Source organism: Paracoccus shandongensis, assembly GCF_017315735.1.
Taxonomy (GTDB): Bacteria; Pseudomonadota; Alphaproteobacteria; order Rhodobacterales; family Rhodobacteraceae; genus Paracoccus; species Paracoccus shandongensis.
Genome location: NZ_JAFLRK010000018.1, coordinates 20,944 through 43,905 on the forward strand (window position 1 = coordinate 20,944; position 22,962 = coordinate 43,905).

Annotated in this window: 20 protein-coding genes and 1 pseudogene; 3 read left to right on the forward strand and 18 right to left on the reverse strand. The window is 68.1% G+C overall.

The features are described from left to right. The 12 genes and pseudogenes from glf to JX613_RS12105 all read right to left on the reverse strand — a co-directional run bounded on the left by glf (position 1) and on the right by JX613_RS12105 (position 13,987). Positions 1-2,334: a UDP-galactopyranose mutase gene (glf, locus tag JX613_RS12050; protein WP_207101709.1), complete on the reverse strand. Its 2,334-nt coding sequence runs from the start codon at positions 2,332-2,334 to the stop codon at positions 1-3. Continuing rightward, a complete protein-coding gene (locus tag JX613_RS12055; RefSeq protein ID WP_207101710.1) occupies positions 2,331-3,497 on the reverse strand; it encodes a glycosyltransferase in 1,167 nt (388 codons plus the stop codon). The genes glf and JX613_RS12055 overlap by 4 nt, the downstream gene beginning before the upstream one ends. Before the next feature lie 55 nt (positions 3,498-3,552). Then, positions 3,553-4,815 (reverse strand): 3-oxo-isoapionate-4-phosphate decarboxylase OiaX, encoded by a 1,263-nt coding sequence (oiaX, locus tag JX613_RS12060; protein ID WP_207101711.1) that lies wholly within the window; start codon positions 4,813-4,815, stop codon positions 3,553-3,555. Further along, a pseudogene (locus JX613_RS12065) lies at positions 4,812-5,249 on the reverse strand (nucleotide-binding domain containing protein); the annotation flags it as partial. The gene oiaX and the pseudogene JX613_RS12065, both read right to left, overlap by 4 nt. A 120-nt stretch (positions 5,250-5,369) precedes the next feature. Further along, positions 5,370-6,200, reverse strand: coding sequence for an ABC transporter permease (locus JX613_RS12070; protein ID WP_207101713.1), 831 nt, complete (start codon positions 6,198-6,200; stop codon positions 5,370-5,372). Beyond that, positions 6,200-7,027 (reverse strand): ABC transporter permease, encoded by an 828-nt coding sequence (locus JX613_RS12075; protein ID WP_207101714.1) that lies wholly within the window; start codon positions 7,025-7,027, stop codon positions 6,200-6,202. Before JX613_RS12075 ends, JX613_RS12070 begins: the two co-directional genes overlap by 1 nt. 9 nt (positions 7,028-7,036) lie before the next feature. Beyond that, on the reverse strand, positions 7,037-8,110 hold the full coding sequence (locus JX613_RS12080; protein ID WP_207101752.1) for a quaternary amine ABC transporter ATP-binding protein: 1,074 nt from the start codon (positions 8,108-8,110) through the stop codon (positions 7,037-7,039). A gap of 60 nt (positions 8,111-8,170) precedes the next feature. Continuing rightward, the gene (locus tag JX613_RS12085; RefSeq protein WP_207101715.1) at positions 8,171-9,025 is read right to left on the reverse strand and encodes a glycine betaine ABC transporter substrate-binding protein; all 855 of its coding nucleotides are present in this window, start codon (positions 9,023-9,025) and stop codon (positions 8,171-8,173) included. 228 nt (positions 9,026-9,253) lie between these two features. Then, positions 9,254-10,222, reverse strand: a complete 969-nt coding sequence (locus JX613_RS12090) for a LysR substrate-binding domain-containing protein (RefSeq protein ID WP_237168535.1) — start codon at positions 10,220-10,222, stop codon at positions 9,254-9,256. Continuing rightward, positions 10,219-11,562 (reverse strand): NAD(P)/FAD-dependent oxidoreductase, encoded by a 1,344-nt coding sequence (locus JX613_RS12095; protein ID WP_207101716.1) that lies wholly within the window; start codon positions 11,560-11,562, stop codon positions 10,219-10,221. Before JX613_RS12095 ends, JX613_RS12090 begins: the two co-directional genes overlap by 4 nt. Next, positions 11,562-13,067 carry an aldehyde dehydrogenase gene (locus JX613_RS12100; protein WP_207101717.1) on the reverse strand — a complete coding sequence of 502 codons (1,506 nt, stop codon included), beginning with the start codon at positions 13,065-13,067 and terminating at the stop codon, positions 11,562-11,564. Before JX613_RS12100 ends, JX613_RS12095 begins: the two co-directional genes overlap by 1 nt. Further along, positions 13,064-13,987, reverse strand: a complete 924-nt coding sequence (locus tag JX613_RS12105; protein WP_419538831.1) for a dihydrodipicolinate synthase family protein — start codon at positions 13,985-13,987, stop codon at positions 13,064-13,066. The genes JX613_RS12100 and JX613_RS12105 overlap by 4 nt, the downstream gene beginning before the upstream one ends. 115 nt (positions 13,988-14,102) lie before the next feature. On the opposite strand from JX613_RS12105, the gene JX613_RS12110 reads away from it, so the two are divergent. From JX613_RS12110 to JX613_RS12120, 3 genes are all read left to right on the forward strand, one after another. Further along, the gene (locus JX613_RS12110) at positions 14,103-14,780 is read left to right on the forward strand and encodes an SDR family NAD(P)-dependent oxidoreductase (RefSeq protein WP_207101718.1); all 678 of its coding nucleotides are present in this window, start codon (positions 14,103-14,105) and stop codon (positions 14,778-14,780) included. A gap of 72 nt (positions 14,781-14,852) precedes the next feature. Next, positions 14,853-15,092: a hypothetical protein gene (locus JX613_RS12115; RefSeq protein WP_207101719.1), complete on the forward strand. Its 240-nt coding sequence runs from the start codon at positions 14,853-14,855 to the stop codon at positions 15,090-15,092. A 40-nt stretch (positions 15,093-15,132) separates the two neighbouring features. Further along, positions 15,133-16,398, forward strand: a complete 1,266-nt coding sequence (locus JX613_RS12120) for a Gfo/Idh/MocA family protein (RefSeq protein WP_207101720.1) — start codon at positions 15,133-15,135, stop codon at positions 16,396-16,398. Here the strand turns inward: JX613_RS12120 and JX613_RS12125 are convergent. The 6 genes from JX613_RS12125 to JX613_RS12150 all read right to left on the reverse strand — a co-directional run bounded on the left by JX613_RS12125 (position 16,385) and on the right by JX613_RS12150 (position 22,903). Next, entirely contained in the window at positions 16,385-16,879 is a 495-nt protein-coding gene (locus tag JX613_RS12125; protein ID WP_419538832.1) for a cell wall hydrolase, read from the reverse strand. The genes JX613_RS12120 and JX613_RS12125 overlap by 14 nt on opposite strands. Positions 16,880-16,984: 105 nt before the next feature. Further along, positions 16,985-17,857 carry a bestrophin family protein gene (locus JX613_RS12130; RefSeq protein WP_207101722.1) on the reverse strand — a complete coding sequence of 291 codons (873 nt, stop codon included), beginning with the start codon at positions 17,855-17,857 and terminating at the stop codon, positions 16,985-16,987. A 73-nt stretch (positions 17,858-17,930) separates the two neighbouring features. Beyond that, positions 17,931-19,037: an NADH:flavin oxidoreductase/NADH oxidase gene (locus JX613_RS12135; RefSeq protein ID WP_207101723.1), complete on the reverse strand. Its 1,107-nt coding sequence runs from the start codon at positions 19,035-19,037 to the stop codon at positions 17,931-17,933. Between the two features lie 52 nt (positions 19,038-19,089). Then, a complete protein-coding gene (locus JX613_RS12140; RefSeq protein WP_207101724.1) occupies positions 19,090-19,785 on the reverse strand; it encodes a gamma-glutamylcyclotransferase in 696 nt (231 codons plus the stop codon). A 226-nt stretch (positions 19,786-20,011) separates the two neighbouring features. After that, positions 20,012-21,769 carry an FAD-dependent oxidoreductase gene (locus JX613_RS12145; protein WP_207101725.1) on the reverse strand — a complete coding sequence of 586 codons (1,758 nt, stop codon included), beginning with the start codon at positions 21,767-21,769 and terminating at the stop codon, positions 20,012-20,014. Between the two features lie 60 nt (positions 21,770-21,829). After that, a complete protein-coding gene (locus JX613_RS12150; protein ID WP_207101726.1) occupies positions 21,830-22,903 on the reverse strand; it encodes a maleylacetate reductase in 1,074 nt (357 codons plus the stop codon). Positions 22,904-22,962: the final 59 nt, after the last annotated feature.

Below are 22,962 nucleotides of genomic sequence, written 5' to 3' on the forward strand. Positions count from 1 at the left end.
TCATGCCAGGGGAACCGCCGCGTCCGCCGCAGGCTGGCGCGCCGTCAGCCGCCGGTGGATCGCCAGCGCCTGACCCACCACCTGGTCCATGTTGTAGTACCGATAGCTGCCCAGCCGTCCCGCGAAGATCACGCCCGGTTCTGCCGCCGCCAGCGCGTCATAGCGGCGGAACAGCGCCTGGTTTTCCGGGCGCGGGATCGGGTAATAGGGATCCCCCTCGGCCGACGGATATTCATAGCTGATCGAGGTCTTGGCGTGGACCTGCCCGGTCAGGTGCTTGTATTCGGTGATGCGGGTGTGGGGCACGTCCTCGGCCGGATAGTTGACGACGCCCACGGGCTGGAACTGCGGCTGGTCCAGCGTTTCGTGCCGGAAGCGCAGGCTGCGATAGGGCAGCGTGCCGAAGCGGTGGCCGAAATAGGCGTCGATGGGTCCGGTATAGACGACCAGCCTGCCCCTGTCGGCGGCGTCCAGGTCGTGGAAATCGGTGCCAAGCGCAAGCTCGATCCCCGGATGGTCCAGAATCCGCTCGAACATGCGGGTGTAACCCTCTCGGGGCATGGCCTGATGCTTGTCCGTGAAATAGCGGTCGTCGGTGTTGGTTCGTGTCGGCACGCGCGCCGTCACGGACTTGTCCAGCTGCGAGGGGTCAAGCCCCCATTGCTTGCGGGTGTAGCCCTGGAAGAAGGTCTCGTAAAGCTCTGTCCCGACGGCATTTATCACCACGTCGCGGGAGGTGCGGATGTCCTTGACCGGCTGCGCCTGGCGGGCAAGGAACGCCTCGGCCTCGGCCTCGGACTGCATGTCCAGGCCGTAAAGCGCGTTCAGCGTCGTGCGGTTGATGGGCATGGGCACCGACTTGTCGCCCACCCGCGCCAGCACGCGGTGTTCATAAGGGCGCCATTCGGTGAAGCGGCTCAGCCAGGCGAACACGTCGTCGCTGTTGGTGTGGAAGATATGCGGGCCGTAGCGGTGGATCAGGACGCCCGCCTCGTCCAGGCAGTCGAAGGCATTGCCCGCGACATGGGGGCGCTTGTCCACCACCAGCACGCGCTTGCCCGACGCTTCCGCGAACTGGCGCGCTAGCACCGATCCCGCGAAGCCCGCGCCGCAGATCGTCACGTCGTGCCGTTTCGCGCCGCGCAGCACCGGCGGCACCGGCAGCTTCACGACCGAGGCCGAGGGCGGATGCTTGCCCAAGACCCGGTCCAGATGCACCTGCATCCGCTGAAACGTGCTGTCCCAGCTGAGATCGGCCAGCATCCGGTCGGCATCGTCGTGCCATTGCGTCCGGTGGCGCGCGGCCAAGGCATCCTCGCAGGCGCGGATGAAAGCGTCGGCATCCGCCGCGATCCGCACGGCGGACAGGCCGCCATACTGGCGCACCACGTCGCGTACGGGGGTGGACACCACCTGCACGCCGCCCGCCAGGTATTCCGGCGTCTTGGTGGGGGAAATGAAGCGCGTGGCCTCGTTCATGGCGAATGGCATCAGCGCCACGTCCCATCCCGACAGATAGGCGGGCAACTGGTCATAGCCGCGCTGGCCCAGCCAGTGGATGTTGGGCGCGCGGGGCAGATCCTCGGGGGCGATCTTGGCCAGGGGGCCGATCATCACGACCGACCAGTCGGGATGGGCGCGGGCCAGCGCCGCGATCAGGCCCAGGTCCAGCCGTTCGTCAATCACCCCGTAATAGCCCAAGCGCGGACGGGGCAGGCCCGCCTGGTCGCCCGGTTCCGCCAGCCCGGCGCGCGCGCGGGCGAAATGCGCCGTATCGACCGCCGACGGAAAGGGATGAATGTTGGCGTGCCGGTCGGCTTTCGCCTCGTAGATCGAATGGCCGCCGGTGAAGACCACATCCGCCGCGGCCATCAGCGCGGTTTCATTCGCGGCCAGGTCCGGGGGCGCAAAGCGGAAGGCCGACAGCTCGTCCATGCAGTCATAGACCACGGCCGCCGCGTCCACATGGGCGGCGATGGGCCACATCATCGGCGTATAGAACCACAGGACCGGGCGGTGGATGCCCGCCAGCCCCATCATCTGGTCCAGCAAGCCCGACAAGGCGCGCGCCTGGTCCTCGGGCGACCAGCGGGCGGGGACGCGGGGGCGGATCGCCTGGACGGTCGTGCCCTCGAAGGCGTGGAATTCCAGATAGGGCAGGTGGTGGTCGGTGGGGATCGCCTCCTCCCAGAAGAACAGGCGGTAATCGGCGGCGAAACGCTGCATCAGGTGCTGGGGGCGTTGCAGCACGAAATCCCAACGCAGGTGCGAAAAGCAGATCAGCGCGGGGCGGATCGCAAGTGCAAGGGGGGACAGGGGGTTCACGTCGTTCATGGCACCATCCTTGCATTGCGGATTTCGGTCAGTTCCCGGCTTAGCACGGCCATGCTGGGCTGCCAGCCCCAGCGGGCCAGCGCGGCATCGCGCGGCGCATAGCGGGCGTAATCGCGCAGCAGCATGTCCAGGGCCTCGGCAAACTCGGCCCCCTCATGGGCAACGACGCCGGTGTCCGGCGTGACGAACTGCAAGCCGCAGGACAGCCGCGCATTGGCCAGCACCGGCAGGCCCGCCAGCTGGTATTCGGTCAGGATCGCGGGCGCCCCATCATCGACGCCGCAGACCACGCCCACGCGGGCGCGGTTGATCTGGCGGTTCACCTCGTCAAAGGGAACGCCGGGCGGGCCCACGATCTCCAGGTCCAGCCCGTCGCGGGCGGCGCGGTCACGGAACTCGTCCGCCTGGTGGCCATAGCCCACCACCAGCAGCCCGCGCGTGCCGGGGCGGCGGGCCATGGCGTCGAACAGGATGTCGTGGCGCTTGTAAGGCTGCGCGCAGGCCACATAAACCACGTCGCGGTCCTTGTCCGCGCCCGTGGGAAAGAACGTCTCGCCCGAGGCGAAGGCGGGACCGATGGGCAGCACCAGCGTGCGGGCGCCGGGCAGGCGGGCCTCGATTTCCTGCGACTGCCAGTCGGCCCCGGTCAGGAACAGGTCGAAGCGCGCGGCCAGATCATCGGGGATCCGCAGGGCGGGCGCGTCGATGGAATTGTAGATCTTCAGCGACGTGGCGCAGGCATCCAGCAGCGCCGCATCGACGCCAAGCCCCCAGACACACAGGATATCCGGCGCGCCGACGGTGCGGATGAACTCCACCGCCTCGGCCGAGGCATGGGGTGCGGGACCGTCGGCCCGGAACACGCGCCGGGTCAGGGCGGGGTTCAGGGGATCGGGCGTGCCGTCCGGGCGGCCCCTGTCGCGGTCGCTGTCGCCGTCGCGGCCCGCAAAGCTCCAGATCTCGGCGTGATCGACCAGGCCCGCGGCGACGGCGGACAGGGGCAGGCGTTCCAGATAGCCGCCGATCACATCGACCCTGTCGGGCCGCCTGCGGGCCGTGGGCGGCGTGCTTGCGGTCCAGAAGCCGGGGTCGGCGGGGGATTGCGGAATGCTGGGCGGGATCTGCGAGCAGAAATCGGAAATCGCAACGATCCAACCGGGCATATGGGGCCATCCAGTAAAAAGGGCACTGGATAACCGTCAGGCCCCGCAAAGAGTTTCATTGATCTTTGTCAGTTTTCGGTCCCCATGCCGCCAGCGAGGCCGCCAGATCGGGGTGATCCTTCGCGGCATCCTGCAACGTCTCGCCCGCCGCCGCCGCTTGCCATGCCCGGCGGATGGCGCGGACCCCTGCCGCGGGACCGTTCGGATGGCCGTGGATGCCGCCGCCGCCCAGATACATCAGGTCCAGCGTGCGGCCGGTGCGCTGAAAGGTTTCCACCGCCTGCCCGCCCCATTGGCCCGAACAGACCACCGGCAGGGGCCGGTCCGCGTCGGAAAAGATCGGCGTCATCACGTCATGGAAAGACTGGACAAAGCTGTCGTCGGGTTCCCAGTATTTGGCCCTTATGCCGTTGATCTGGAACTGGTCCACGCCCAGCAGGCGCCAGATCTTCTGATAGGCCCGGAACTCCATCCCCAGGGCGGGGTGGCGGGTCAGGATGTCCCAGCCGTTGCGGTGCGCGTGCAGGCAAAGCTGCGACCGCTTGCGCAGGAATGCCATGCCGCCGGGACCGATGGAGTTGATGTTGACCACCGCCGCATTGCCGCCCCAGGACACCACATGGTCATGGTTGCGCATCATCTGGTCGGGGTCGGCGGACGAGATGCCAAAGGCATACATCACCTTTTTCCCCGTCCGGTCGGCATGGCGCTGGATCACCGGCATGATCGCATCGACCCGCGCGGCCAGCGACGAATAGCCGGGCGACATCAGCTTTTCGTCGTCCTTGATGAAATCGACGCCCGCCTCGCACAGGGTCTGGACGACCTGCGCGGTCTCCTCGGGCGACAGGCCCAAGGATGGCTTGATGATGGACGCGATCATCGGACCTTCCGCCACCCCCATCAGGCGGCGCGACCCGCTGATGCCGAATTGCGGTCCGGGATGGCAGGCGAAGGCGGGCGGCAGGTCGAAATCCATGACCCGCACGCCGGTCAGCCCGCGGATGGCATAAACGCCGCCCACGGTGATCGTCATCAGCGCGGCGATGTCGGTGCCGATGGCGTCCAGCGGCCAGGCAATCGTCACATCGGCGCGGTGGAAGGGGCCGGGGGCGTCCGTCAGGAAACCGGGGCTGTCCGTGTCGGGCAGCGGGACGATGCGTTCGACGCGGGCGGCGTAGCGGGCCTTCAGCGCCTCGGTTTCCCCGGGCAGGTCGGTGAAGGTGCCGGTGGACTGGTCGGCGGCGACCTTTTGGGCCACCGCCTCGACGCTCCCGGGGGTTTCGATGCGATAGATGACGCGGATGCGGTCGGTCATGCTGTCCCCTTCCCCGATTTCTGTGGCCCGCCGCCGTCGCGGATCCAGCCGAAGTAATCCTCGGACCCCATCTGGCCCCCTTTCAGCGCAATGTCCAAGCCGTCATGCGGGCCGGTTCCAAAAGCCTGGCACAAGGCCGCGCCGGGAATGGTGGGGGCCTTCGCCACCAGCGCCGACAGCCCAAGCTGCCGCATCCCGTGCCCCGATGTGTCCCCGCCCGAGATCACCGCCCGCCGGACGCCCGTGGCCCGCAGCGTCCTGTCCAGGATGCGGCCCAGCGATTCCCCGATGCGGCGGTTGGCGGTGGCAGGGTCCATGCCGCTGCGGGCCAGGGCCGCGCGGAAGGCATCGACCTGCGGGCCTTCGCCGGATGCGGAATGGACCAGGGGGCTTTGGCCCGTTTCAGCGGCGGCCCGCTTTATTGCCACCGCGCGGGATAGGGGCCGCTTTGATTGCCTTGGCGAAGGCCATCGCCTTTGCCACGTCGCGCCCTATCCACCTGAACCGCCGGACCTTTCGTGGTCATGGGGCTGCACCGTCTCTGGTGGCAACCCTCACCCCACGTGCGGCTTGCGTTCCAGCGCCCCGCGCGTCAGCCGGTCCACCAGGATCGCGACCGCCACGATGGCAAGGCCCGCGCGCAGGCCAAGGCCCATCTCCATCCGGGTCAACCCGCGCGTGACCTCGGCCCCGAGGCCCCCGGCGCCGACCAGGCCCGCCAGCACGACCATCGCCAGCGACAGCAGGATGCACTGGTTCAACCCGACCAGCAGCGTGGGCTTGGCGGCGGGCAGTTCGATCTTCCACAGGATCGTTCGGGGTTTCGCGCCAATGGCTTGGCCCAGTTCCTTCAGGTCGTTCGGAACCCCGCGGAAGGCCAGCGTGGTCAGGCGCAGCATTGGCGGGATGCCGTAAACGATGGTGGCGATGATCGCGGGCACGCGGCCCAGGCTGAAGATCATCACCGCCGGGATCAGGTAAACCCAGGGCGGCACCGTCTGCATCACGTCGAGGACCGGACGCAACGCCCGTTCGACCGAGGCGCGGCGGGCAGCGAGGATCCCCAGCGGAAAGGCCACCGCCACCGCAATGGCTACGGCCACGACAACCAGGGCAATGGTCTGCATGGAGGCCTCCCACAGCCCGGCGATCCAGCAGAAGCCGAGGCATGGCGCGGCGAGGGCCGCGACCCGCAACCCTGCCGCGAAGAAGGCCGCCATGACCACGATGGCGATCACGGCAAAGGCGGGCAGGACCAGCAGGGCGGCCTCCAAGCCGCCCAGAACCCCTTCGATCACGCGGGTGATCAGGGCAAAGACGCCGTGGAAATTCGCGTTCAGCCAGTCGATCACGGGGGCGAGGACTGCGCCGGGATTGAACTCCATCACGATCTCCTTGCTGCGGCCTGGGTCAGGCGGTCCAGAAGCATGGTCAGCACCACGATGGCGGTGGAGGCGTTGATCGAGGTCGCGATGTCCAGCGTGCGGATCGCGCCATAGATCGTCTCGCCCAGGCCGCCCGATCCGACAATGCCCGCGATGACCACCATGCCGAAGGCCATCATCAGGCTCTGGTTGATGCCCGCCATGATCGAGGGCACGGCAAAGGGCAGCCGGATCTTCCAGAACATCTGCGCGCGGCTGGCGCCGACGGCTTGGCCCAGTTCCAGGAACTCGCCAGGGGTCTGGCGGATGCCCAAGCTGGTCAGGCGGATGGCGGGCGGCACGGCCACGATCACGGTGGCGACCAGGGCGGTGGCCGGGCCAAAGCCCAGCAGCGCGATGGCGGGCAGCAAATAGATATAGGGCGGCAGGGTCTGGACCAGGTCCAGCGCCGGTGTCAGCGCACGGTCGAGCCGCGGCATCAGCCCGGCCAGCACCCCCAGGGGCAGGCTGATCGCCAGCGCGATCACGCTGGCCGCGACGACCAGGGCCAGGGTCTGCATGGTTTCCCCCCACAGGCCCATGGCGGCGCAGGCGGCCAGGGCCACCGCGCCGCCGATGCCGAAGCCCCAGGACAGCGCGCGCCAGCCGATCAGCCCGGCGATGACCGCCACGGCCCAGAAGGGCGGCAGCATCAGCAGCCACAAGACGCCGTCATACAACCCTTCCAGCACCAGGCGGACGGCGTCGAAGACAAAGGCGGCGTGGTCGGACAGCCAGAACAGCGCGTCATCGACCACGCTGTCGAAGGTGGTGACGAAACTTTCCATCCCGCCCCCTTACGCCGCCGCGCGGATTTCAGGCTCGCCCCGGACGCCCAGCAGCAGGCTGCGCGTGGTGACGACGCCGACGATGCTGCCGCCATCGGCAATGGCGATGGCGTCGCTGCCGGTGCCGGTGATGGTGCCGATCAGCGCGTCTATGTCCGCCTCGGGCGAGCAATGGGGCAGCCCGTCAGGCGAGGCGCCATGCGATTGCAGGCGCCATTGATCGACCGGGATCATCACCGAATGGGCCTTGACCAGGTGCAGGCGGGAAATGCCCGCGACGAAATCCGCGACATACTGGTCGGCGGGGTTCATCACGATCTGTTCGGCGGTGCCTTCCTGGATGATGACGCCGTCCTTCATGATGGCGATGCGGTCGCCGATGCGGATCGCCTCGTCCAGGTCGTGGGTGATGAAGACGGCGGACTTGCCCAGATCCTTGGTCAGCTGGCGGAATTCGTCCTGCAACTGCCGCCGGATCAGCGGGTCCAGCGCAGAAAAGGGTTCGTCCATCAGGATGATCTCGGGGTCCGAGGTCAGCGCGCGGGCCAGGCCCACCCGCTGCTGCATCCCGCCCGAGAGCTCGCGCGGATAGCGGTTCTTCCAGTCGGACAGGCCCACCTTGGCCAGCGAGGCTTCCGCCGCGCGGTTGCGTTCGTCGCGCCCCACGCCCTGGACTTCCAACCCGAAGGCCGCGTTTTCCAGCACCGTGCGCTGCGGCAGAAGGGCGACCGACTGGAACACCATGCCGATATGGCGGGCGCGGGTTTCGCGCAGGGCGCCCGCGTTCAGCGTGGAAAGATCGCGGCCCTTGACAAGCACCCGGCCGAGGCTGGGTTCGATCAGGCGATTGAGCAGCCGGATCAGGGTCGATTTGCCGCTGCCCGACAAGCCCATGATGCAGAAGATCTCGCCCCGGCGGACCTGAAGCGTCGCGTCGGACACGCCGACCACGCAGTTGTATTCCCCCAAGATGTCCCGCTTGGTCAGGCCGCGTTCGGCGATAGACCGGATCGCCTCGCGCGAGCGTTCGCCGAAGACCTTCCAGACCGACTGGCAGTCGATCAGAACCTCGTTGCTTTCCATATCCACCCTGTTGTTCTTGTTGGCGAAAAACCGGGCGGCATTGGGTCCGCCCGGCCGGTGTCAATAAGCCTTGATGTTGCTCCAGCGTTCGACCAGGTCGGCATGGGCGGCGATCCAGTCGGCGATCGCCTCGTCCATGGTCTTGCCGTCGTTCACGGCGGCGTTGATCGCGGTGATGTCGGCCAGGGGGACATAGACGCTGGCCAGGATTTCCCGCGCCTCGGGGTTGGCGGCGGAAAAGCCGTCCTGCCCGATCCAGTAATAGCTTTGCGGGGGCGGGAAGACGCCCTTGGGATCGGCCAGATACTTGATGTCGAATTTCTGCGACATCCAGGACGGATCCCAGATGGTGACGGCGATCCATTCCTGGCGGTCGGTCGCGGCCTTCAGCGCGGCGGTCATGGCGGCGGTGCTGCCCTCGACCAGGTGCAGATCCAGCCCGTATTCGGACAGGGCATTCGCGGTGTCGCGCATCAGGCCCGATCCCGGCTCGATGCCCACGATCTTGCCGCCGAACCTGTCGGCGTTCTCGTTCAGCTGCTCGATGGAATCGATGGGAACATATTTCGGCACCGCGATGCCCTGGTAAAGGCCGTGCGACACCGGCGCGATCTTTTCCAGCCGGTTCTTGTTGCGCTGCCAATAGTCATGCGCGACATAATCCGTCTGCGAGGCCATGATCTGGACATCGCCCTTGGCCAGCGCGGCATAGGCGATGCCCCATTCGGAAAACTCGGTCACCTCGACGGTGAAGCCCTTGTCCTCCACGACCTTTTTGGCGATGCCGGTGATGGGGGTCAGGTCTTCCCAGGACATCGTGCCCATAAGGATGGTCTTGTCGTCCTGCGCCATCGCCGGGGCGGCCAGCCCCAGGGCGACGGTCCCGGCCATGATCGCGTTGAAAATCCTGCGCATGATATCCTCTCTGTGTGTCCAGTCGTCGGGCCGTGACCATCCGGCGCCGCGCAAGGCGCAGCGGGCGGGATCCGGCCCGTTTGCTGGTTGTCTGGTGATCGGGGACACCCCTTGGCTTTCCCCGGCCGGGATTCCCGGTCCCGGCTGCCCGCAGTTATCCGATATCGGTTGCCGCTGGGGCAAACGAGAATATCCTGCACCGCTGCATTAGAAATTCTAGCGCAGGGGTCACGGCTTCAGCGAGGCCAGCATGTGATCGACAAAGGCCGCCACGCCGGGCCGCTTCAGCGATTTCTGCCGCCCGTTGAGGAAATTGCCCCGCCCGATGGTCAGGGGGCCGGGATGGGCCAGCACCAGCCGGCCCTCGCGGATCGGCGCGCGGACCATGTGCTGCCAGCCCAGCATCACGCCTTCGCCCGCAAGGGTCGCGGCCATCAGCAGGTTGACCTTGTTCGTGGACAGGCTGGAGGGCGCCCCGGCCCAACTTGCCCCCTGCGCCCGGAACCATTCCTTCCAGCCCAAGGGCTGCCAGCCGATCGCGTCCGCCGACCAGTGGCGGTCGTGCAGGTGCAGCAGGTTCACGCGGTTCAGGCTGTCCGCGTCGTCGAAGGGGCCGTGTTCCGCCAGGAAGGCCGGGGTGCAGACGGGATGGGCCACCTCGGGGAACAGGAAATGCAGTTCCTCGCCCACCTCGCAGCGTTCGTTGCCGCAGATGATGGACAGGTCCACCTCGGAATAGTGGCGCAGGGTGTCGTCGGCGTCGGAGGCCAGCACGACGAAGCCGATCTCGGGGTGGGTCTGGCGGAAGCTGTCGATCAGCGGCTTCAGCCAGAAACTGGCCATGCCGTCGGTGGCGGAAACCGTGATGGTTTCCGGCCCGTCATCCCCCGCCACGACGGAAACGGCGGCGCTGATCGTGTCCAGCCCCTCGCTGACGGCGGCGGCCAGGCTGATTCCTTCGGGCGTCAGTTCCAGCGCGTTGTGGCGGCGGATGAACAGATCCACGCCAAGCGCGCGTTCCAGCAACCGCACCTGCTGGCTGATCGCGCCCTGCGTCACGTTCAACTCGCGCGCCGCCAGCGTGAAGCTGAGATGCTTGGCCGCCACCTCGAAGGTCGCGAAAGACCCAAGCGAGGGCAGGTAGCGGCGCTTGATCGGCGGCATGGCGGCGGGATCCCCCTGGTGACGGGGGATCATTCTAGCCGGGATCGCCATTCTTTCCAGCGCATATAGGCGTTGGCGCCGATGGTGTCGAAGGGATGGGGCGGCAGGCGCACGGGTTCGGCCTCGGCGGTGAAGAAGGCGGTGATGTCGCTGGTGTTGCCGGTCGCCAGTTCCGCAGCACCAATGCCGGTCAGCGTGCCCCGCGCGGTGCCCAGGCCGTTCTGGACGCAGGCCGCGTAAAGCCCCGGTTCCAGTTCGCGCATGACCGAGACGTTGTTGCGCGCCAGGCACAAATGCCCCGACCAGGCATGTTCAAAGCGGATGCCCTTCAGCATCGGGAAGCGCGCGTCGAATTTGCGGCGCATCGCCCGCACGGTGCGCGCCAGGTCGCCCGCGCTGGTCTGCATGGCGGGCCGGTAATATCCGCCTTGCCGGATCACGATGCGGTTGCCGCCCTGCGCGGGACCGATGCGGCGCACGGTGGTGCCCATCGGGTCGGCGGGCGTGGCCCCCCAGCAGTCCTGCCCGCCAAGGGCGCGGATGGCCTCGGGCGGCAGTTCGGCGGTCATGCAGGCGTTCAGCATCACATGCATCAGCCGCCCGCGCTTGAAGCCGAAGCTTTCCAGGTGGCCGTTGTTGGCCATGATGACCCGGGGCGCGCGGATCTCGCCCCGCTCGGTCGCCAGGCTCCAGCCGTTGCCGCTTTCGATGCGCAGCACCGGAGAGTTCTCGTAGATCCGCACGCCGTCCCGTTCCAGCCCGGCGGCAAGGCCCTGCACATAGCCCGCCGGTTGCAGCATCGCCGTGCCGGGGGTGTAGAGGCCCCCCTTGTAGTAGCTGCTGCCGGTGATCTCGCGCATCTGCTGCGCGTCCAGCATCTCGTGCGGTTCGCCCAGTTCGCGCAGATGGGCGGCATAGTGGATGTTGCCCTGGATCCCCGGCTTCGAGGCCGCGGCGTTGATCTTGCCCGTGCGCTGGAAATAGCCCGGGGGGATGCCGTATTCCCCCACGGCCTCGTCCGCGAAGTCGATGGCCTGCCGGTTCAGCCGGGTTAGTTGCCGGTCGTGGCTGTCCCCCGCGCCCGCGTAATCGCCCGAAGTCAGCTCGTGCGGCAGGTCGATCATGAAGCCGGAATTGCGCCCGGTGCCGCCTTCGGAAATCCGCGCGGCGTCCAGGATGGCGATGTCCAGGCGGGGGTCGATCTGGCGCAGCCGCCGCGCGGCGGAGAGGCCCGCGAAGCCGCCGCCGATGATGGCGATGTCGCAGCCCGCCTGCCCTTCCAGCCGCGCGCGAGGCGGGACGGGGGGCAGGATCGCGGCCCACCCGGCGGGGCCGTTGAAGACCGGGGTGCGGCTGGCGTCGTGCCGGGCCATCAGTCCACGCCTGCGTCCGAATGGTCGGTCAGATCCAGCCAGATGGTCTTCAGCTGGGTATATTGGTCATGGGCATGGACCCCGTTGTCGCGCCCGCCAAAGCCCGACTGCTTGTAGCCGCCGAAGGGGGTGGAAATGTCGCCCTCGCCAAAGCTGTTCACGGTGACGGTGCCCGCCCGCAGCATCCGCGCGCCGCGCAGCGCCCGCTTGCCGTTGGCGGTAAAGATAGACGCGGCAAGCCCGTATTCGGTGTCGTTGGCGACCGCAATGGCTTCCTCGAAGCTGTTCACGGGGATCACGGCCAGGATGGGGCCGAAGATTTCCTCGACCGCCAGCTTGGAATCGCGCGCGGTCTGGACGATGGTCGGTTCGATGAAACCCTTGGCGGGGGACTTGCCGCCCAGCAGGATCTTTTCGCCCTGCGCCGCTTCCAAGTAGCTGGAAACCTTGTCGAAATGCGCGGGGCTGACCAGGGCGCCGACGCGCACCTGCGGATCCAGCGGATCGCCCAGGATCCATTCGTGGGCGTGCGCGGTGATCCGTTCCATCAGCGCATCCTGGATGTCGCGATGCACGATCAGGCGCGATCCGGCGGAACAGTTCTGCCCCATGTTCCAGAAGGCGCCGTTCACGACATGGGCGGCGACCGCGTCCAGATCCTCGGCATCGTCCAGCACGATGCAGGGGTTCTTGCCGCCCAGTTCCAGCACGACCTCCTTGAGGTTGCTGTCCGCCGAATAATGCAGGAAGCGGCGGCCCGTCACGGTGGACCCGGTGAAGCTGACCATGTCCACGTCGGGATGGCGGCCCAGCGGCTCGCCCACGTCCGCCCCCGATCCGGTCACGACGTTCAGCACGCCGCGCGGCAGCCCGGCCTCGGCGGCCAGTTCGGCCACACGCAACGCGGTCAGCGACGTTTCGGCGGCGGGCTTGACCACCACGGAACACCCGGCGGCCAAAGCCGGGCCGATCTTCCAGGCCAGCATCAGAAGGGGAAAGTTCCAGGGCAGCACCAAGCCCACGACGCCCACGGGTTCGCGGACGATCATGGCGATGTGGTTGTCCGACGCAGGCGCCACCTGGTCATAGATCTTGTCGATCAGTTCGGCGTGCCACCGGATCACATGGATCGTTTCCGGCACGTCCACGGTTTCGCAGTCATAGATGGTCTTGCCCGCGTCGAGGCTTTCCAGCACCGCAAGTTCACGCGCGTTCCGCTCCATCAGCCTGGCGAGCTTTATGAGGACTTCCTTGCGCTCGGCCGGGTGGATGCGCGACCAGCGGCCATCTTCGAAGGCCTCGCGGGCCTTTTCCACGGCCAGCTCCACGTCTGCGGCACCGCAGGCGGCGACCTCGGTCAGCGCCTCGCCGGTGGCGGGGTTGGTGGTGGTGAAGGTCTTGCCGCCGATCGCGGGGCGGAAGGTGCCGTCGATGAAGGCGTTCTGCGGCAGCACCAGCGATGCGGCGATGGCCTTGTATTCCTGAGTGGTCAGAAGATCGCTCATCTTTCGTTGCCTTCCGTGATCGCCTTGACGGTGGTTTTCAGCGTGCGGATCACCTGTTCCAGCGCGCGCTTTTCATCCTTGTTCAGACCCTTCAGCGGGGGGCGCATCGGACCGGCGCGCAGGCCGGTGACCTCGACCCCGTGCTTGACGCACTGGATGAACTTGCCGCCCTGTTCCAGCACCCGCATCAAGGGCAGCATCGCCGACATGATGCGGCGGCCCTTGTCGAAGTCGCCTTCCACCGCGCACGCCCGATACAGCGCGATATGTTCCCCGGGCAGGAAATTGGACCCTGCGCAGATCCAGCTGCGCGCGCCCCAGGCAAAGAATTCCAGCGCCTGGTCGTCCATGCCGCAGGACATCTGGACATGCGGATAATCGCGCGCCAGCAGATGCACCCGGTTGATGTCGCCCGAGCTTTCCTTGATGCCGATCACGTTTTTCGACCGGCCCACGCGGTCCAGGAAGTCGCGCCCCATCTCGACCCCCATCCGGCCGGGATAGTTGTAAAGGATGATCGGCAACCCGCAGGCCCGGTCGATGGCCAGCGCGTTCAGCGCGTTTTCCTGATCGGTCGGCACCGAATAGGGCGGCGTGCCCAGCAGGATCGCATCCGCGCCCATGTCCCGCGCACCCTGCGCCAGCGCGATGCTGTCGGGCGTGCGCATCGCCCCGGTGCCGACGATCACCGGCACCCGGCCCGCCGTGCGTTCCGTGATGAAGCGCGCCAGGTCCAGCCGTTCGTCCACCGTCTCGGCATAGTTCTCGCCCGTGGACCCGCCCGAGATCAGGCCGTGGACGCCCGCGCCGATCAGGCGCTCGATCAGCTCGGCCAAGGCGTCCAGGTCGAACGACCCGTCGGCGTAGAAGGGCGTGATCAGCGGGGTATAGATGCCTTCCAGCACCATCCGGGGGGTCATGCGGGCCTCCTCTGTCCAGCAGCGTGTTGCGCCAACTGCTACGCCGGGCATGGCTTTCCCCGCAAACGACAATATTCTGGGACGGTGCATTAGAAAAACTATGCAGGGGGCAGCGATGACCGAAGGCGACGTGGCGGTGGTGGTTGGCGCCTCGGGCGGGGTCGGGTCGGCTTTGGTCAGCGAGTTGCAGGCGCGGGGCCGCGCGGTGGTCGGCCTGTCGCGCCCCGACCTGGACCTGACCGACCCCGACAGCATCGCGCAGGCCGCCGCACGCGTGGCGGCCAGCGGCACGCCCGCGCTGGTGATCGTCGCCACCGGGTTGCTGCACGGCCCGGGGGTCGAGCCGGAAAAGACCATCCGCGCCCTGGACCCGGACGCCATGGCCCGCGCTTTTGCCGTCAATGCCATCGGCCCGGCCTTGGTGATGAAGCATTTCCTGCCGCTGCTGCCCCGAGACCGGCGGGCGGTGTTCGCCGCGCTGTCGGCCAAGGTGGGCAGCATCGGTGACAACCGGCTGGGCGGCTGGTATTCCTATCGCGCCTCCAAGGCGGCGCTGAACCAGATCATCCGCACGGGGGCGGTGGAACTGCGCCGCACCCATCCCCAGGCCGTCTGCGCGGCCTTCCATCCCGGCACGGTCGCGACCGGGCTGTCGCAGAAATTCGCCAAGACCGGCTTGCAGGTCCAGCAGCCGGCCGAGGCCGCATCCGCCCTGCTGGACAGCATCGACCGGCTGGCGCCCGAACACAGCGGCAGCTTCCTGGACCGCTTCGGCGCCCCGATCCCTTGGTAGGCCCGGCTTTTCACGGGAACGCCCGGCCCGCTGCGGTGTTGACCGGGGCAAGGCATCCGAAAGGAAAAGCGCATGACCAAGGCCACATTGACGCTGGACGGCATGGCCCCGCTGGAGGGGACGGCCGAAGCCGGGGGCGATTACATCCGTTTCCAGACCGATGGCATCGGCGCCGACGCGCTGGACCGCCTGCACAAGGGCCGGATCGAGATCGACGGCAAGACCGAAAAGGTCATGGTGAAAAACACCCAGCCTGGGGACGACGGAGGGGTCGAACTGACGCTGCAACGCTTCCAGCCCTCGTCGGTCTGAGCCCGATCCCGCCCTGTCCGCCCCTTACGGAGGATCCCTGATGAACACCGTTTCCCGACGCGGCTTCCTGCGCACATCGGCCATGGGGGCCGGGGTGGGCACCCTGGCGCTTGGCCTGGGGGCCACGCCGGTCCTGGCCCAGACCGCCGGGCGCGCCATCGGCACCGGCCAGACCCCGCCCGCCGACCCGCTGGAGCGCAGCGCGGCAGGCCGCCCGGAACCGGACCTGGATGCCGCCCCGCGCCCGACCCCGCCGGGAAACCGCCTTGGCTGGGCGGTCTGCGGCCTGGGGCATTTCGCGCAGAACTATGCGATCCCTGCCTTGGGCCAGGCGTCCGAGTCCAGGCTGACCGGCCTGGTTTCCGGCAACCGTGACAAGGCGCTGGCCGTGGGCGCCGCCTGGGGCGTGCCCGAGGACGCGATCTTCGATTACACGATGCAGGGGCTGGCCGACAACGACGCCATCGACATCGTTTATGTGATCACCCCCAATGCCATCCACGAGGAAAACGTCATCGCCGCGCTGGAGGCAGGCAAGCACGTGTTCTGCGAAAAGCCCTTCGCCCACAACTCGGCCGCCGCGCAGCGCATGATCGACGCCGCCCGCGCCGCCGACCGCAAGATCATGATCGCCTATCGCGCCCATTTCGAGCCGAACAACACCGCGCTGAAGAAGATGGTGGACAAGGGCGAACTTGGCGAGATCTGGTATGCGACATCCGACCACCACCGGCCCCTGGATCCGTCGGTCGAACGCGACCAGTGGCGGATGGTGCGCGATCTGGCGGGCGGCGGGTCGATGATGGACATCGGCATCTATTCGCTGAACGGCCTCATCTGGCTGCTGGACGAGGCGCCAAGCCGCCTGATCGCCACCACCTTTTCCCCCGAAACCCCCGACGGCCGCTTCGGCGAGGTCGAGGCCATCGCCCAGGTGCAGCTGGTCTTCCCCTCGGGGCGGCGGGCCAGCATCTCGTCGGGCTATGTCGCCAGCAAGAAGCGGATCGACCTGTGGGGGTCGCAGGCGGTCGCGGTGCTGGATCCGGCCACCGAATACAGCGGCAACCGGCTGACGGTCACCACCGCCGAAGGGCAGGAAACGCCAAGGCCCCCGGGCCCCAGCGAACAGCAGTTCACCGGAGAGATCGACCATTTCAGCAAGGCCGTGCGCGACGGCATCCCGATCCTGACCCCGGCCGAGATGGGCCTGCGCGACATGCACCTGCTGGAGGCGGTCTATCTCTCGGCCGAACGCGGGGAATGGGTGGACCTGAACCCCGACGGCACGCTGGTCAGCGGCCAGTGATCCCCTCGACGGGGTGGGGCGGGACCGGGCGCGTCACCAGATAGTTGCGGCGCTTTTCGTAGAAGGCGTTGCCGCCCGTCACCAGGACGTAATGCATGTTGTCATAGGGAAAGCGGTGTCCCGCCGTGTGGAAGAACATCGCGTTCCCGACCAGCGGATGGCGTTCGCCGCGCAGGACCGACCGGGCGGCCTCGCGCACCTTGGGCGCGGTCTTCAGGTTCATCTTGCGCCGCATGATGCCCGGCGCGAACTGGTTCTTCTGCCCGACGACGCCGCAGACCGACCGGGGATACTGGCCCGATTGCACGCGGTTCATCACCACGCTGCCCACCGCGATCATGCCGTCGCGGCTGGAGCGGTTCGATTCGAAATACATCGCCCGTTCCATGCATTCCTGTTCGGACATGCGGTGCCCGAAGCCGCAGCCCGCCAGCACCAGAACCGCCGCAAGGGACAGCCCTGCCCGAAACCCTGGGATCATCCTCATCGCCTGCCCCTGCCCTTCTTGTTGTTGCGTGATGCTTAGCAAGAACCGGGGCCGCGCCGCAAGCCGACGCCCCTGTCCGCGCGGCGACGAACCGCCCCTTCAGGTCAGGACAAAGTCCCGGGGGACGGGCATGGGGGGCAGGTCGGTCTCTCCCATGGCGGAACGCAGGTGGATCTCGATCAGGGTGGCATAGGCCGCGATTGGCAGGTTGTTGGGCATCAGGCCGAAGGGCTCCTCAAGCTCCTCGCCCAGGGCGTCCAGGCCGAAGAAGGTATAGGCGACCAGCATGGCGGCAAGCGGGGCGGACCAGCCCAGCATGTCGGCCAGCCCGAAGGGCAGCAGGAAGCAGAACAGATAGGCCGTCCGATGCAGAAGCAGCGTATAGGCAAAGGGCAAGGGCGTGTTGGCCAGGCGCTCGCAGCCGACCAGGGCCTGCGTCAGGTGGCCAAGGCTTTCGTTCAGGGCCAGCGCCTCGACCGGGGCCAGGCGGCCCTGGCGCAGCAACCGGCCGACCAGGGCCGCCGCCCCGTGCAGGATCGCGTCGGCGGGCCCGGCCCCGGGGACCGGCGCGCCCCGCAACTGCCCCACGGCGGCATGGGCGAAGGCGATCACCGCCATGAGGATCCCGCGCCGTTCGGGGGACGGGCTGTCCGCCCCCTCCTCCAGCACGACGGTCTGGCGGGCGATGTCGCGGGCGGACTGGATCATCTGGCCCCACAGCTTGCGGGCTTCCCACCAGCGGTCATAGCAGGCGTTGTTGCGAAAGCTGAGGAACACGGACAACGCGATGCCGATCAGCGTCAGGGGGGCGGGGTTGATCCCCGGCACCATCTGGGGCGCGTGGCGATGGGCGGCCACCACGATCAGCGACAGCACGCCCACGGCGGCAAGCTGCGGCCAGGTCCGCAGGATGATCGAGCCCTTGAGCACGAAGAACAGCGTCAGCAGGCCCGGGCGGGGACGGACGATCATCGGCCCCGGCCCTGCCGGTGGGCGGTGCCCCGGCGCATGATCCCGGCCTGGCGCGTCCCCCGCGGCACGGCGGCTAGTCCTTCCTGAACAGGTCGCGCAGATGGGACGGCTGGCTGCGCAGATATTGCGGCGGCACCCTGACCGAGGCCTGCAGCGCGGCCGCCGCGTGCCAGGGCCAGCGGCTGTCCCAGGTGATGGTGCGCGCAAGGCCCACCATGTCGGCATCGCCGGTGGCGACGATGGCCTCGGCCTGCTGGGGCTCGGTGATCAGGCCCACGGCGATCACCGGGATCCCCACCGCCCCCTTGACTGCCCGCGCCAGCGGCACCTGATAGCTGGGGCCCACCGGGATCCTTTGCCCCGCATCCAGCCCGCCGCTGGACACATGGATCGCCGCGCAACCCCGCGCCTCCAGCGCGCGGGCAAGGGCGATGGTCTGGTCGATGTCCCAGCCACCCTCGACCCAATCCGTCCCCGAGACGCGCACCGTGACGGGGCGATCCGCCGGGAAGGCCGCGCGCACGGCGTCGAACACCTCCAGCGGAAAGCGCATCCGGTTTTCCAGGCTGCCGCCGAACGCGTCCGTGCGCCGGTTCGACAGCGGCGACAGGAAGCTGTGCAGCAGATAGCCGTGCGCGGCATGGATCTGGACCGCGTCCAGCCCCAGGCGGGCGGCCCGGCGCGCGGCGGCGGCAAAGGCGTCGCGGATGCGGTCCATGCCGGCGCGGTCAAGTTCCAGCGGCGCGGCCTCGTCCGCCCCGAAGGGCAGCGGCGAGGGCGCGACGGTCCGCCAGCCCAGGGGGTGATCGGGCGCGATCTGCGCGCCGCCCTTCCACGGCAGGTCGGTCGAGGCCTTGCGCCCGGCATGGGCCAGCTGGATGGCCAGCGGCATGGGCGACCAGCGGCGCACCCCGTCCAGGACGCGGCGCATCGCGTCCTCGGTGGCGTCGTCCCACAGGCCCACATCGGCATAGGTGATGCGGCCCTCGGGGACCACGGCCGTCGCCTCGATGGTCAGGATGCCCGCGCCGGAATGGGACAGGTGGCCCAGGTGCATCAGGTGCCAGTCGGTCATGCGGCCATCCTCGGCCGAATACTGGCACATGGGCGCGATGACGATGCGGTTTTCCAGCGTCAGGGCGCCGATGGCGATGGGCTCGAACAGCTTCGGTTTCGGCATGATGTGTCCTTTGGTCGGGGAACAGGGCGGGATCCGTGCAGGGCCGTGCGGGTCATTCCCGCGACACCCCGGTCGCGGCCTCGATCTCGTCGGCGACCTGCTGCTGGAGCGTCCAGATGTAATCGTCGTGGATGCCATGCTCGGCCAGGCCGCGCACCGTGCGCAACAGGTATTCCGCCCCCGACCCGGCCGCCCCCGCCGCGCGGGCCAGGCGCCGGGCCTGTTCCGCGACGGTCAGGCGCGCCGTCTGGGTGCCCACGGGATCGGCATAGAAGGTCAGCGCCTGCTCGCGGCCGCGATCCGTCTCGACCTCGATCCAGCAGGCGTTGTCGGCCAGTTCGTGGGCGACCAGCTCGCGCGACAGGATGGCCCGCATGGACTGCGTTTCCGTGCCCTCGGCAATGTCGAGAACCAGCCCCTCGCACCGACCGCCCCGCGCCAGCGCCAGCATCAGTCCGGGCCGGTCCGGCGAGCCGCGGAAATGGTCGAGCGAGATCGAGAAACTGCGGTGCCACCCCACCGCCGTCGCACGGCGGCGCCCCTGCACGGCAAAGCCGGGGTTCCAGATCAGCGAGCCATAGGCAAAGATCGGGATCGGCCGGGGCCTGCCCCGCGTCAGCCGGTCCGCCAGCAGGTCCAGATCGGCGTCCTCCAGCATCCGCCAGCGGGGATCGTACAGGGGTCCGTCCGCCGACTCGATGCGGGCGACATGGTCGTCGGACAGCGCGATGGGACGGGGTGGGGTCATCGGGCACCTTTGGCAGCAAACGGTTGCCGCCAGAGTCCCCGCCCCGGCGGCAGGGTCAATCCCCCATGTGACGCGCGGAGCCTGCGGCAGAGAGGGTGGAGCTGCCCGGTCTGATCGAAAAGGTGGCGGTCCCCCCGGAACCGAGACAAGGGGGATCAACCTTCCGGCATTGCCATGATCCTGCGCGACCGGAACAGCCAGCCCGGCATCTGCGGCAAGACAGCCTTCAACGCGCCAGGACAGCCTTCAGCACCCGGGTCAGGTCCGCCCTGGCCGTGGCGCTTTTCGCGATGGATCGCCAGGCGACATGATGATCCGGGCGGACCAGCAGGCAGCCGTCGTCGCGGATTTCGGACAGGCGCGCCCAGTCACCGCTGTGATCGACATGGGTCTGGCGCGGGCCGATGACATGGGTGGCGATCTCGATCCCCAGTTCCGCCGCCAGCGCCTCGGCCGCCTGGACCCAGGGCTCGCCGCCCAGGCCGGTCAGCAGGGTGAAGCGGCCGTGCCCGCACAGATCCAGCGTCGAGACTTCGGCCCCGGTGTCGTGCCGGTAAAGCCAGGCATGGGGCAGCCGCGCCCCGGGCCATGTGGTCGGCTGGTAATGCAGGTCGGCATCCAGCGAAAAGGCGGGCTCGATCTGGCCATCCGTCACGACCGCGTCCGAATGGTAACGCTGGTTCATCTCGACGCCATGGGCGTCGAACTCGTATTTCTTGAAGGCAATGGCCTTGCGGATCGCCTCGCGCTGTTCCTCGGCCTGGGGGGTGCCTTGGGTGCGGGCTTGCAGGTTCCTTTGCATCTGCTCGGGGCTGACGCCTTCGGCCATGCCGAGCGCGGCGAAGATGGAGCCGGTTTCGGCGATGGACTGGTTGGCGCGGGTGACGATCTGCCTGGCGATCGGCGCCCGTTCGGCGTCATAGCTGTCCAGCAGGCCTTCGCCCGCCTGTCCCTTGACCACCATCGCCAGCTTCCAGGCCAGGTTGAAGGCATCCTGGATCGAGGTGTTCGAGCCCAGTCCGTTCGACGGCGGATGGCGGTGGATCGCGTCGCCCATGCAGAACACCCGGCCCTGGCTGATCCGGGTCGCGTAGTAATTGTTCACGGTCCAGGTGTTCGCGGACAGAAGCTCGATTTCCAGGTCCGGGTCGCCGATCAGCTGGCGCGCGACGCCGGTGGCGAAGTCCGGCGTGACCTCGGGTTCGGGTCCGTTGATGTCATAGCCCCAGACGATCAGCCATTCGTTCCAGGGCCGCACCATCCGCACCAGCCCCATGCCGATGCCGCCGACATCCGCACCGGGCTGCATGACCCAGTAAAGGACCGAGGGCCGGTGCGCGACATAGCGCGACAGATCGGCGCGGAACAGGATGTTCATGCTGCCGCCCACGGCCATTTTCCCCTCGAAGGGCAGGCCCGCATGTTCGGCGACCAGCGATTTGCCGCCATCCGCGCCGACCAGGTATTTCGAGCGGATGGTGAATTCCCTGCCGGTCAGCCGGTCCAGGCAGGTCGTCGTCACCCCGGTCGCATCCTGTTCGTGCCGCAGGTATTCCGTGGACATGCGTGCCTGCGTGCCCCGTGAACAGGCGGTCTTGAACAGCAGCGGCTCCATGTAGGTCTGCGGCAGGTCGTTCATCCTGGTGGGCGAGGACATCAGGTGTTCGGCCCTGGACAGCGGGTGGTTGCCCCAGGCCTTCATCCGGCCGATTTCTTCGCCCGCAAGGCTTTCGCAGAAGATGTTCTCGCCCATCAGATCCTGGTGGGTGGCGAACATGTAGGCCTCGTTCTCGACCTCGCGGCCCAGGTCGCGCAACACCTCCATCGTGCGCTGGTTGGTGATATGGGCGCGCGGCGTGTTGGCCAGCCAGCGATAGCGGTTCACCGCGATGTTGGCGATGCCGTAGCCCGACAGCAGCGCCGCCGTGGCCGAGCCTGCGGGGCCCGTGCCGATGATCAGCACATCGGTGCTCATGTCTGCCATGGATGTCCTCCCAAGGATATGCAGTCGGGGTGGGCCTCCTTGCCCGGTCCCCGTTCAGGATCAGATGGCGGGCTGGTCCCCCGCCCATGCGGCCCCCAGCAGGGCGCGGATGCCGTCGCGCGTCACGGGGCGCGGGTTCCAGTAGGGATTGGCCGAAGCCAGATCCGCGGCCCGGTCCAGATCGCCTTCCTTCAGGCCAAGGTCGCGCAGCGCCAGGGGCGCACCCGCGTCACGCGCGAAATGCCACAGGCCCAGGCCAGGGTCGCCATGGCCGAAAAGGTCCGTCACCGGCGCCAGCAGGTCGGGCACCGCCTTGGCGTTGAAGGCCAGCGCATGGGGCAGGATCACCGCATGGGTTTCGGCATGGGGCAGATCGAAGCTGCCGCCCAGCGTGTGGCAAAGCTTGTGATGCAGCGCCATACCGACCTGTCCCAGGACCGTGCCGCACAGCCAGGCGCCGTAAAGGGTCTGCCCCCGCGCCGCCACGTCGCCGGGCCGGGCCATGACACCGGGCAGGCTGTCGCGAAAGGCGCGCAGCCCCTCGACCGCCATCAGGGACGACAGGGGGGAACGGTCGCGCGCGTAAAGCCCCTCGGCCGCATGGGCCATGGCGTTCAGGGCACTGGTCACGGTCATCCCGACCGGCAGGCTGGTCACCAGTTCGGCGTCGTAAAGGATCACCTCGGGCTGGACCCTGGGGCTGGTCAGCGTGGTCTTGACGCCGTGTTCGGTCTGCCCCAGGATCTCCGTCGCCTCGGATCCGGCATAGGTGGTCGGCACCACGATCTGCGGCAGGTCGGTGCGCAGCGCGATGGCCTTGCCGAGGCCCGTGGTCGATCCGCCCCCGACCGCGACCAGCACATCCGCGCCCAGGTCGCGCGCCAGGGCCGTGGCCTGTTCCGAAATATCGACCGGGGTGTGCATCGCCGCGCCCGTGAAGCGGCCCACCGCCGCCCCGCCGCACAGCGCCGCGAAGTCGTCGGCCAGGGCGGCCTGCTGCGGCGTGGTCAGGATCAGCGCCCGGCTGGCGCCAAGCGCCTCGATCTCCTCGGCCACCGCCTTGCGGATGCCGGCGCCGAAATGCACGCGCACCGCGGCGCTGCGCGCGGTGAACTCATCGCGGTAAAAGGACATGGCTCCTCCTGTTCCTTCGGACAAATCTAGGGGGTGGAAACAGAAATATTGATCGGATG